The following is an 11594-nucleotide window of genomic DNA, read 5'->3' as shown; positions in this document are numbered from 1 at the left end:
CACATGGCTGCCCGTTCCAAGGCGCGCAAGCGCGCGGTCGACGTCCTCTACGAGGCCGACCTGCGCGGCGGCGACATCCTCCCGCTGCTGCGCGAGCGGATCGCCGACGGCCAGCCGCCGATCGGCGAGCACACCGTCCGGCTGGTCGAGGGCGTGGTCGAGCACTCGGCCGACATCGACCGGCTGATCGAGGAGCACGCGCAGGGCTGGTCGCTGGACCGGCTGCCCGACGTGGACCGCGCGATCCTGCGGATGGCGGTCTTCGAGCTGCTCTGGGTCGAGGACGTCCCCGACGCGGTGGTCATCGACGAGGCGGTGGAGCTGGCCAAGAGCCTGTCCACCGACGACTCGTCCGGCTACGTCAACGGCGTGCTCAGCGGCGTCCTGCAGGCGCAGATCCCCACCAGCTGAGCCACGGGCTGACAGACGACGAAGGGCCCCTCCCGCACCGGGAGGGGCCCTTCGTCGTGCGTGGGTGTGCTCAGCGGGGGTTGCGGCGGCGGTCGCCCCAGTCCTCGGTCTCGTCCTCGTCGGTGTAGATGCTGCCGTCGGCGCCGGGGGAGAGCACGCCCCACTCGATCAGCCGGGTGGTCAGCTCGTCCGGGCTCATGTCGTAGATGATCGCCAGCGACTTGAGGTCCTCGGTGCGGATGGACAGCACCTTGCCGTTGTAGTCGTGCCGCTGGGCCTGGATGGTCGAGGCGTAGCGGGCCAGCGGGCCGGCCTCGTCGGCGGGCAGCGAGCCCAGCGACTCCAGGTTCAGCACGATCTTGGTGGACTTGGTGATCGCGGAGCTGGGCCGCGGGTCGGGCAGCAGCTCGGCGACCGGGACGCCGTAGAACACCGCGAGCTCGGAGAGCCGCTGCACGGTCACCGCGCGGTCCCCCCGCTCGTAGGACCCGACGACGACGGCCTTCCAGCGGCCGTGCGACTTGTCCTCGACACCCTGCAGCGAGAGACCCTGCTGGTTCCGGATCGCCCGGAGGCGAGCGCCCAGCGCTCGGGAGTAGTCGGTGCTCATCGTGTCCTGCTCACTCAGTGTCGTCGGATGTGGCGCCTGCTGGTGACGGAGAGTACTCGATATCGGTGGTGCACAGCACGTCGAGCACCTCGGACGGGTGAGGACCGACCGATGCAGGTCACATCGGGCCGTGCGCTAGCGTCCTCGGTGGACCAAACCACTCCTTTAACGACCCGTCCCGTGAGGCGGGGAAGGAGGCCTGATGGTGCTGCACGAACCACAGCCATCGACCTTGACCGACGCCGTGCCCGGATCCACCTCAGGCCAACCACTGCTCACCGCCGACGACGTGACGCGGGTGGTGGACCGGATGGCCCACCAGCTCATCGAGCGCGCGGCCGGCTCCACCACGACCGGTGACGGCCTGGCCGACCTCGTCCTGGTCGGCATCCCCACCCGCGGCGCCCCGCTGGCCCGCCGGCTGGCCGCCCGGATCGAGGCGTTCACCGGGACCGCCGTCGACGTGGGCACGGTGGACATCACCCTGTACCGCGACGACCTGCGCACCCGCGGCGTCCGTGCGCTGGAGGACACCCGGCTGCCCGACGCCGGCATCGACGGCCGGCTCGTCGTCCTGGTCGACGACGTGCTCTTCTCCGGCCGTTCGGTGCGGGCCGCCCTGGACGGCCTGCGCGACGTCGGCCGCCCGCGCGCCGTCCAGCTGGCCGTACTGGTCGACCGGGGGCACCGGGAGCTGCCGATCAAGGCCGACTTCGTGGGCAAGAACGTGCCGACGTCGCGCACCCAGCAGGTCCGGGTGCGGCTGGCCGAGGTCGACGGCGAGGACGGGGTGACCGTCACCGATGCGTAGGCACCTGCTCGAGTCCGCCGACCTGGACCGCTCCGACGCCACCCTGGTGCTCGACACCGCCGCCCAGATCGAGTCCGCGCTGGCCGGCCGCGAGGTCAAGAAGCTGCCCACCCTGCGCGGGCGCACCGTGGTCAACCTGTTCTTCGAGGACTCCACCCGCACCCGGATCAGCTTCGAGCTGGCCGCCAAGCGGTTGAGCGCCGACGTCATCAACTTCTCCGCCAAGGGCTCCAGCGTCTCCAAGGGCGAGAGCCTCAAGGACACCGCGCTGACCCTGGAGGCGATGGGTGCCGACGGCATCGTCGTGCGGCACGGGTCCTCCGGCGCCCCGCACCGGCTGGCCACCTGGGTGGCCGGCAGCGTGGTCAACGCCGGCGACGGCACCCACGAGCACCCCACCCAAGCCCTGCTGGACGCCTACACGATCCGGCAGCGGCTGGGCCGGCTGGAGGGCGTCAAGGTGGTCATCACCGGCGACGTGCTGCACAGCCGGGTGGCCCGGTCCAACGTCTGGCTGCTGCACACGCTGGGCGCCGAGGTCACCCTGGTCGCCCCGCCGACCCTGCTGCCCGTCGGCGTCGGGTCCTGGCCGGTGAGGGTCAGCTACGACCTGGACGCCGTCCTCCCGCAGGCCGACGTGGTGATGATGCTGCGCGTGCAGGCCGAGCGGATGAACGCGTCGTTCTTCCCGTCGGCCCGGGAGTACAGCCGCCGCTACGGCCTGGACGCCACCCGCATGGCCAAGCTCGGCGACGACGCGATCGTCATGCACCCCGGCCCGATGAACCGCGGCATGGAGATCGCCGCGGACGTCGCGGACTCACCCCGCTCGACGATCGTCGAGCAGGTCGGCAACGGCGTCAGCGTGCGCATGGCCGTCCTCTACCTGCTGCTCGGAGGCCCCGCATGACCCTGCTCCTGAAGGGCGCCCGGCCCTACGGCGAGGACGCCGTCGACATCCTGGTCAAGGACGGCGTGATCGCCGCGATCGGGGAGTCGCTGTCCACGACGGCCGACACGATCGACGCGACCGGCCTCGTCGTCCTCCCCGGGCTGGTCGACCTGCACACCCACCTGCGCGAGCCCGGCCGGGAGGACACCGAGACGGTGCTCACCGGCTCCCGGGCCGCGGCGCTGGGCGGCTTCACCGCCGTCCACGCGATGGCCAACACCGACCCGGTGGCCGACACCGCCGGCGTCGTCGAGCAGGTCTGGCGGCTGGGCAACGACGCCGGGCTGGTCGACGTCGTCCCGGTCGGCGCGGTGACCGTCGGGCTGGGCGGCGAGCAGCTGGCCGAGCTCGGCGCGATGGCCGACAGCGCCGCCCGGGTGCGGGTGTTCTCCGACGACGGCAAGTGCGTCTCGGACCCCGCGCTCATGCGCCGGGCGCTGGAGTACGTCAAGGCGCTGGACGGCGTCGTCGCCCAGCACGCCGAGGAGCCCCGGCTGCCCGTCGGCGCCCAGATGCCCGGGGGCGCCCGCTCCGCCCGCCTCGGGCTGACCGGCTGGCCCGCGGTCGCCGAGGAGGCGATCATCGCCCGCGACGTGCTGCTGGCCGAGCACGTCGGCGCCCGGCTGCACGTCTGCCACGTCTCGACGGCGGGCTCGGTGGAGCTGATCCGGTGGGCCAAGTCCCGCGGGGTGCAGGTCACCGCCGAGGTCACCCCGCACCACCTGCTGCTCACCGACGCCCAGGCCGAGGGCTACGACGCCACGTTCAAGGTGAACCCGCCGCTGCGCACCGCCGAGGACGTCGCGGCGCTGCGGGCCGGGCTGGCCGACGGCACGATCGACGCCGTCGCCACCGACCACGCCCCGCACGCCGGCGAGGACAAGGAGTGCGAGTGGTCCGCGGCCCGGCCCGGGATGCTCGGGCTGGAGCAGGCGCTGAGCGTCGTCGTCGACACGATGGTCGACACCGGGCTGCTGACCTGGCGCGAGGTGGCCGACCGGATGTCGGTGCGGCCCGCGCAGATCGGCCGGCTGGCCGGGCAGGGCCGGCCGATCGCGGTCGGCGAGCCGGCCAACCTGGTGCTGCTGGACCCCTCCGCCCGCGCGGTGGTCGACCCGGCCGCGCTGGCCAGCAAGAGCCGCAACAGCCCCTACGCCGGGCGCGAGCTGCCCGCCCGCGTGGTGCACACGCTGCTGCGCGGAGAACTGTCGGTCCTCGACGGGAAGGTCCAGAAGTGAGTGAAGCGCTGCTCGTGCTCGAGGACGGCCGCGCGTTCCGCGGCGAGTCCTACGGGGCGACCGGGACGACGGTCGGCGAGGCGGTGTTCTCCACCGGGATGACCGGCTACCAGGAGACGCTGACCGACCCCAGCTACCACCGCCAGGTGGTCGTGATGACCGCCCCGCACATCGGCAACACCGGGGTCAACGGCGAGGACGACGAGTCCCGCCGGATCTGGGTCGCCGGGTTCGTGGTGCGCGACCCGGCCCGCCGGCCGGCCAACTGGCGCTCCACCGGCACCCTGGACGACGAGCTGGTCGCCAACGGCGTGGTGGGCATCAGCGGGGTGGACACCCGGGCGCTGACCCGGCACCTGCGTGACCGCGGCGCGATGCGGGTCGGCATCTCCACCGAGGTGCTGGACGCCGACGCGCTGCTGGCCCAGGTGCTCGCGGCGCCGTCGATGAGCGGTGCGGACCTGGCCCCGGAGGTCACCACCGAGGCGGCCTACGTCGTCCCGGCGGTGGGGGAGAAGAAGTACACGATCGCGGCGCTGGACCTGGGCATCAAGGCGGCCACGCCCCGGCACCTGGCCGAGCTGGGCGTCGAGACGCACGTGCTGCCGGCCACGGCCACCGCGGCCGAGCTGCTGGCCGCCGGCCCGGACGGCGTCTTTCTGTCCAACGGCCCCGGCGACCCGGCGGCCAGCGACTACGCCGTGGACGCCGTCAAGGGCGTGCTGGACGCCCGCCGGCCGCTGTTCGGCATCTGCTTCGGCAACCAGATCCTCGGCCGCGCGCTGGGGCTGGGCACCTACAAGCTGCCCTTCGGCCACCGCGGGCTCAACCAGCCCGTGCTGGACCGGGTCACCGACTCGGTGCGGGTCACCAGCCAGAACCACGGCTTCGCCGTCGACGCCCCGCTGGACCGGGCGTCGGACACCCCCTACGGGCGGGTCGAGGTCAGCCACGTCGGGCTCAACGACCAGGTGGTCGAGGGCCTGCGCTGCCTCGACGTGCCGGCGTTCAGCGTGCAGTTCCACCCCGAGGCCGCGGCCGGTCCGCACGACGCGGCCCCGCTCTTCCAGCGCTTCGTGGACCTGATGGAGGACAACCGTGCCGAAGCGTGACGACATCTCGCACGTGATGGTGATCGGGTCCGGCCCGATCGTCATCGGCCAGGCCTGCGAGTTCGACTACTCCGGGACCCAGGCCTGCCGGGTGCTCAAGGCCGAGGGCCTGCGGGTCAGCCTGGTCAACAGCAACCCGGCGACGATCATGACCGACCCCGAGGTGGCCGACGCCACCTACATCGAGCCGCTGACCCCGGAGTTCGTCGAGAAGGTCATCGCCGCCGAGCGCCCCGACGCGCTGCTGGCCACCCTGGGCGGCCAGACCGCCCTGAACCTGGGGCTGGCGCTGCAGGAGAACGGGGTGCTGGAGAAGTACGGCGTCCGGCTGATCGGCGCCGACGCCGAGGCGATCAACCGCGGCGAGGACCGGCAGCTGTTCAAGGACATCGTCCGGTCGATCGGCGCCGACGCCCCGCGCTCGACGGTCTGCGGCACCGTCGAGGAGGCCCTGGCCACCGCCGCCGAGGTCGGCTACCCGGTCGTCATCCGGCCCAGCTTCACCATGGGCGGGCTGGGCTCGGGGTTCGCCACCGACGAGGCCATGCTCCGCCGGATGGCCGGGCACGGCCTGGCCGACTCCCCGGTCCACACCGTCCTGATCGAGGAGTCGGTGCTGGGCTGGAAGGAGTACGAGCTCGAGCTGATGCGCGACCACACCGACAACGTGGTCGTCGTCTGCTCCATCGAGAACATCGACGCGATGGGCGTGCACACCGGTGACTCGGTGACCGTGGCCCCGGCGATGACGCTGACCGACCGCGAGTACCAGCACATGCGCGACGTCGGCATCGCCGTGCTCCGCGCGGTCGGCGTGGACACCGGCGGCTGCAACATCCAGTTCGCGGTCAACCCGGAGAACGGGCGCCTGGTCGTCATCGAGATGAACCCGCGGGTCTCCCGGTCCAGCGCGCTGGCCTCCAAGGCGACCGGCTTCCCGATCGCCAAGATCGCCGCCAAGCTGGCCATCGGCTACACCCTGGACGAGATCACCAACGACATCACGAAGGTGACCCCGGCGGCGTTCGAGCCGACGCTGGACTACGTCGTGGTCAAGATCCCGCGGTTCGCCTTCGAGAAGTTCCCCGGCGCGGACCCCCGGCTCACCACGACGATGAAGAGCGTCGGCGAGGTCATGAGCATGGGCCGCAACTTCACCGAGGCCCTGGGCAAGGCGATGCGGTCCACCGAGACCCCGCAGGTCGGCTTCTGGACCGGCCCCGCCCAGCCCGAGGCCACCGCCGAGGAGCTGGTCGAGCAGCTGCGCACCCCGCTGGACGGCCGGCTCTACGTCGCCGAGCGCGCCCTGGCCGCCGGCGCCACCGTCGAGGCGGTCGCCGAGGCGTCCGGCTTCGACCCCTGGTTCGTCGACCAGGTGCTGCAGGTGACCGAGATCGGCGCCGCGGTCCGGGAGGCGCCCTCGCTGACCCCCGAGCTGCTGCGCCGGGCCAAGCGGCACGGCCTCAGCGACCGCCAGGTGGCTGCGCTGCGCCCGGAGCTGGCCGGCGAGGACGGCGTCCGCACGCTGCGCTGGCGGCTGGGCATCCGGCCGGTCTACAAGACCGTGGACACCTGCGCCGCCGAGTTCGCCGCGACCACGCCCTACCACTACTCGACCTACGACGAGGAGACCGAGGTCGCCCCGCGCACGAAGCCGGCGGTGCTGATCCTCGGCTCGGGGCCCAACCGGATCGGGCAGGGCATCGAGTTCGACTACTCCTGCGTGCACGCCGTGCTGGCCCTGCAGGACGCCGGCTACGAGGCGGTGATGGTCAACTGCAACCCCGAGACCGTCTCCACCGACTACGACACCGCCGACCGGCTGTACTTCGAGCCGCTCACCTTCGAGGACGTGCTCGAGGTCGTCGAGGCCGAGCGCGCCGCCGGCCCGGTCGCCGGGGTCATCTGCACCCTGGGCGGGCAGACGCCGCTGGCGCTGGCCCAGCGGCTCAAGGACGCCGGGGTGCCCGTGCTGGGCACCGCCCCGGAGGCCATCGACGCCGCCGAGGACCGCGCCGAGTTCTCCCGGGTGCTGGCCGACACCGGTCTGCCGGCGCCCAAGCACGGCACCGCGTTCCGGTTCGACGAGGCCCGCGAGATCGCCGCGTCGATCGGCTACCCGGTGCTGGTCCGCCCGTCCTACGTGCTGGGCGGGCGCGGCATGGAGATCGTCTACGAGGACGCCACGCTGGAGGCCTACCTCGCCAAGGCCACCGACGTGAGCCCGGACCACCCGGTGCTGATCGACCGGTTCCTCGAGGACGCCGTGGAGATCGACGTCGACGCGCTCTACGACGGCACCGACCTGTACCTGGGCGGGGTCATGGAGCACATCGAGGAGGCCGGCATCCACTCCGGCGACTCGGCGTGCGCGCTGCCGCCGATCACGCTGGGGTCCACCGACCTGCACGCCATCCGCGCTGCGACGCAGAAGCTGGCCGCGCGGATCGGGGTGCGCGGGCTGATGAACGTGCAGTACGCGCTCAAGGACGACGTCCTCTACGTGCTGGAGGCCAACCCGCGGGCCAGCCGCACCGTGCCGTTCGTGTCCAAGGCGACCGCGGTGCCGCTGGCCAAGGCGGCGGCCCGGATCGCGGTGGGGGAGACCATCGCCCAGCTGCGGGCCGCCGGGGTGCTGCCGGCCACCGGCGACGGCACCGACACCCCCGACGACGCCCCGATCGCGGTCAAGGAGGCGGTGCTGCCGTTCAACCGGTTCCGCACCATCGACGGCATGGGCGTGGACACGGTGCTCAGCCCGGAGATGAAGTCCACCGGTGAGGTGATGGGCCTGGACGCCGAGTTCGGCACCGCCTTCGCCAAGTCCCAGGCCGCCGCCTACGGGTCGCTGCCCACCGAGGGCACGGTGTTCGTGTCGTTGGCCAACCGGGACAAGCGCTCGGCGGTCTTCCCGGTCAAGCGGCTGGCCGACCTCGGCTTCACCGTGCTGGCCACCGCCGGCACCGCACAGGTGCTGCGCCGCAACGGCGTGCCCTGCACGGTGGTCGGCAAGTACTCCGACGGGCCGGGCAACGTGGTCGAGGCGATCCTGGCCGGGGAGGTCGACATGGTGGTCAACACCCCGTTCGGCGCCCCGGGCAACTCCGGGCCACGGCTGGACGGCTACGAGATCCGCACGGCCGCGGTGACCGCCGGGATCCCGTGCATCACCACGGTCCAGGGCATGGCGGCCGCGGTGCAGGGCGTCGAGTCCCTCCGCCGGGGTGACATCGGGGTGCGCAGCCTGCAGGACCTGCACGCCGCCCTCGCGGCGAGCCGCGCCGAGGCATTGGCGGCCAGCCGGGCCGGGGCGCTGTCGTGACCGAGGGGTCGGGCACCCGCCTGGTGCAGCTGCCCTCGGGCGACCGGGTGCTGCCGCCGGTCCCGGGGTCCCGCACCGAGCCGCTGGGCGAGCCGGCCCCGCCGGCCGAGCACGCCCCGGTGCAGGGCCTGGCCGTGGTGGTCGGCTCCCGGCCGGTCAGCGCCTACACCGAGCTGACCCTGGAGGCCCCCGACATCGCCGAGGTGGCCCAGCCGGGCCAGTTCGTGGCGTTCGCCGTCGGGGGGCCGACCTCGGCCATGCTGCTGCGCCGGTCGATCGCCATCGCCGGGGTCGGCGACGGCCGGTTCTCCGTGGTCGTCAGCGCCCGCGCGGCCGGGTCGACCTGGCTGGCCGGGCTGCGCCCGGGCGACGAGGTGGACGTGGTGGGCCCGCTGGGCCGACCGTTCCCGCTGCCCCCGCCGGGCACGCCGACGCTGCTGGTCGGCGGCGGCTACGGCGCGGCCGCCCTGGTGGGCCTCGGTGGCCTGCTGCGCTCCCGCGGGCACGAGGTGGCCGCGGTCGTCGGTGCCGGCGACGCGGCCCGGCTGTGCTCGGTGGAGGACCTCGCCGCGGTCGCCGCCCCCTTCGTGGTCACCACCGACGACGGCAGCGCCGGCCGGCCGGGCCGGGTGACTGGTCCGGTCGCCGACCTGGTCAGCGGCGCCGGCGCCGTCTACGCCTGCGGGCCGATGCCGATGCTGGCCGCGGTGGCCCGGCTGGCCACCGACCGCGGGGTGCCCTCCTGGGTGGCCGTGGAGGAGTCCATGGCCTGCGGGGTCGGGGTCTGCATGACCTGCGTGCTGCCGGTGGTCGGCGCCGACGGCCGGTCCCGCTTCGCCCGGTCCTGCGTGGAGGGACCGGTCTTCGCCGGCGACCGGGTGCGGTTCGCCGACGTCGGCACGCTGCCCCCGGACCTGGTCGGCGCCGACGCGATGGCGCTGCCGCACCCGCCCGACGCCCCTGCTCTCGACGAGGCCCCCGAGCCCGAGCCGTCCGCCGAGCCCGGTGCCGACACCGCGGCCCACCCGACCGCCCCGACGGGGGAGACGCCGTGACCCTGCCCGAGCTCGAGCTGGCCGAGGTCGAGGTGCCCAGCGTCGACATGCAGGCCTCCGTCGGCGGCGTCCCGCTGGTCAGCCCGGTGCTGACCGCCTCGGGCTGCTCGGCGTTCGGCCGGGAGCTCGACCCGTTCTTCGACCTCACCTCGATCGGTGCGGTGGTCACCAAGTCGGTGCAGCTGCGGCCGCGGTCGGGGCGGGCCACCCCGCGGATGGCCGAGACCCCCAGCGGGATGATCAACTCGATCGGCCTGCAGGGCCCGGGCATCGACGGGTTGCTGGAGGACGAGTTGCCCTGGCTGGCCGAGCGCGGCGTCCGGTCCTTCGTGTCGATCGCCGGTGCCCGCACCGAGGACTTCGCCGAGCTGGCCGCCCGGCTGCGCGGGGCCCCCGGCGTGCTGGGCATCGAGGTCAACATCTCCTGCCCGAACGTGGAGAGCCGCGGCGAGGTGTTCGCCTGCAACCCCGACGCCTCGGCCGCGGTGGTCGCCGCCGTGCGGGAGGCCGCCGACCCGGCGCACCCGGTCTACGCCAAGCTCACCCCCGACGTCACCGACATCGTCGCGGTGGCCCGGGCGTGCGCCGACGCCGGCGCCAACGGCCTGTCGATGATCAACACGCTGCTCGGCCTGGTCATCGACCCGGACACGATGCGGCCGGTGCTCGGCGGGGTCACCGGCGGGCTGTCCGGTCCGGCGATCCGGCCGGTCGCGCTGCGCTGCGTATGGCAGGTGCACGCCGCGCTGCCCAACGTGCCGATCCTGGGCATGGGCGGCATCCGGACCGGCCTGGACGCCCTGCAGTTCATCCTCGCCGGTGCCGGTGCGGTCTCGGTGGGCACCGCGGTCTTCAACGACCCGTCGGCCCCGGCCCGGATCCACGCCGAGCTCGCCGAGGCGCTGGGCGAGCGCGGGTTCGGCCGGCTGGCCGACGCGGTCGGCTACGCCCACCGGGCCCCCGACGAGGTGCCGGCCGGACGGCACGGCCGGTGACCGCGCCGTTCGGGGCGCGGCTGGCCGACGCCGTGGCCCGCCGCGGGCCGCTGTGCGTGGGCATCGACCCGCACGCCGAGCTGCTGGCCGCCTGGGGGCTGACCGACGACGTCGAGGGCCTGCGCCGGTTCACCGACGCGGTGGTCGAGGCGCTGGCCGGCACGGTGGCGGTGCTGAAGCCGCAGTCGGCGTTCTACGAGCGGCACGGCGCCCGCGGCCTGCTGGTCCTGGAGGACGCCGTGGCGACCTGCCGGGCGGCGGGCGCCCTGGTGCTGCTGGACGCCAAGCGCGGCGACATCGGCTCCACCATGGCCGGCTACGCCGACGTGCTGGCACCGGGGCACCCGATGCAGGTCGACGCGCTCACCGTGAGCCCCTACCTCGGCCCGGGGTCGCTGGAGCCGGCCGTGCGCACCGCCCGCGCGCACGGTGGCGGGCTGTTCGTGCTGGCCCGCACGTCGAACCCGGACGCGGCCACCTTCCAGCACGCCCGCCTGGCCGACGGCCGCACCGTCGCCCAGGCGGTGGTGGACACCGTCGCCGGCTGGAACGACCCGGGCTGGCTGGTCGGTGACCCGGCACCGGACCCCGGGGCGCACGCGGACCTGCAGGGCCGGTGGGGGGCGCACACCGGCTCCTTCGGCGTGGTCGTGGGCGCCACCCTGGCCGAGCTGGACGTCGACCTCGACGGCCTGCGCGGGCCGGTGCTGGCCCCCGGGCTGGGCGCCCAGGGCGGCACCCCGGCCGACCTGCGGCGGCTGTTCGGCGCCGGCCGGGCCGTCGTCCCCACGGTCTCCCGGGATGTCCTCGGAACCGGTCCGGACGTCGCCGCCCTCCGCGGCGCTGCACAGCGGTGGGCCGCTGAGCTGGCGGTATGACGCAGCGTCACATCGACCCGGGACCGGGGGACGCGGCCCAGCACACCGCGGGCGGCGCCGGCGCACCGGGTGCCGGTGACCAGGCCGTCCCCGGGTGACTAGGTTGACGCCCAGGCCTCGAGCAGCCCGGGCCACGGCCCCCTGCTCGACCCCCCACACACCGAGATCCGCCACCGACGGTCACCACCGCCGGCAGAGAAACGATTGGGT

General features: G+C 74.0%; 10 protein-coding genes. 9 read left to right on the top strand and 1 reads right to left on the bottom strand.

Going from position 1 to position 11594, the window contains the following annotated elements:
• Window positions 1–3: 3 nt before the first annotated feature.
• Complete coding sequence (gene nusB / locus LFA75_RS00700) at window positions 4–411, top strand: transcription antitermination factor NusB (protein ID WP_225231859.1); 408 nt, start codon at window positions 4–6, stop codon at window positions 409–411.
• Window positions 412–481: 70 nt separating this feature from the next.
• Here nusB and bldD read toward each other — a convergent pair whose 3' ends face one another.
• Window positions 482–1021 (bottom strand): transcriptional regulator BldD, encoded by a 540-nt coding sequence (gene bldD / locus LFA75_RS00695; RefSeq protein ID WP_225231858.1) that lies wholly within the window; start codon window positions 1019–1021, stop codon window positions 482–484.
• 232 nt (window positions 1022–1253) lie between these two features.
• Between bldD and pyrR the strand changes: the two genes are divergently transcribed.
• From pyrR to pyrF, 8 genes are read left to right on the top strand one after another with little or no spacing between them, the layout of a single operon-like run.
• Complete coding sequence (pyrR, locus tag LFA75_RS00690) at window positions 1254–1832, top strand: bifunctional pyr operon transcriptional regulator/uracil phosphoribosyltransferase PyrR (RefSeq protein WP_225231857.1); 579 nt, start codon at window positions 1254–1256, stop codon at window positions 1830–1832.
• Window positions 1825–2742 carry an aspartate carbamoyltransferase catalytic subunit gene (locus LFA75_RS00685; protein ID WP_225231856.1) on the top strand — a complete coding sequence of 306 codons (918 nt, stop codon included), beginning with the start codon at window positions 1825–1827 and terminating at the stop codon, window positions 2740–2742. Before pyrR ends, LFA75_RS00685 begins: the two co-directional genes overlap by 8 nt.
• Window positions 2739–4022 carry a dihydroorotase gene (locus LFA75_RS00680; RefSeq protein ID WP_225231855.1) on the top strand — a complete coding sequence of 428 codons (1284 nt, stop codon included), beginning with the start codon at window positions 2739–2741 and terminating at the stop codon, window positions 4020–4022. Before LFA75_RS00685 ends, LFA75_RS00680 begins: the two co-directional genes overlap by 4 nt.
• The gene (gene carA, locus LFA75_RS00675; protein ID WP_225231854.1) at window positions 4019–5134 is read left to right on the top strand and encodes a glutamine-hydrolyzing carbamoyl-phosphate synthase small subunit; all 1116 of its coding nucleotides are present in this window, start codon (window positions 4019–4021) and stop codon (window positions 5132–5134) included. Before LFA75_RS00680 ends, carA begins: the two co-directional genes overlap by 4 nt.
• Entirely contained in the window at window positions 5121–8456 is a 3336-nt protein-coding gene (carB, locus tag LFA75_RS00670) for a carbamoyl-phosphate synthase large subunit (protein WP_225231853.1), read from the top strand. Before carA ends, carB begins: the two co-directional genes overlap by 14 nt.
• Entirely contained in the window at window positions 8453–9511 is a 1059-nt protein-coding gene (locus LFA75_RS00665; protein ID WP_225231852.1) for an iron-sulfur cluster-binding protein, read from the top strand. Before carB ends, LFA75_RS00665 begins: the two co-directional genes overlap by 4 nt.
• Window positions 9508–10506, top strand: coding sequence for a dihydroorotate dehydrogenase (locus tag LFA75_RS00660; RefSeq protein WP_225231851.1), 999 nt, complete (start codon window positions 9508–9510; stop codon window positions 10504–10506). The genes LFA75_RS00665 and LFA75_RS00660 overlap by 4 nt, the downstream gene beginning before the upstream one ends.
• A complete protein-coding gene (pyrF, locus tag LFA75_RS00655; protein WP_225231850.1) occupies window positions 10503–11384 on the top strand; it encodes an orotidine-5'-phosphate decarboxylase in 882 nt (293 codons plus the stop codon). Before LFA75_RS00660 ends, pyrF begins: the two co-directional genes overlap by 4 nt.
• The last annotated feature ends 210 nt before the right edge of the window (window positions 11385–11594 follow it).

The sequence above is a fragment of the Klenkia terrae genome (assembly GCF_900491935.1).
Classification (GTDB): Bacteria; Actinomycetota; Actinomycetes; order Mycobacteriales; family Geodermatophilaceae; genus Klenkia; species Klenkia terrae.
Note: the sequence above shows the minus strand (reverse complement) of the source record. Positions and strands in the feature narration are given on the sequence as shown.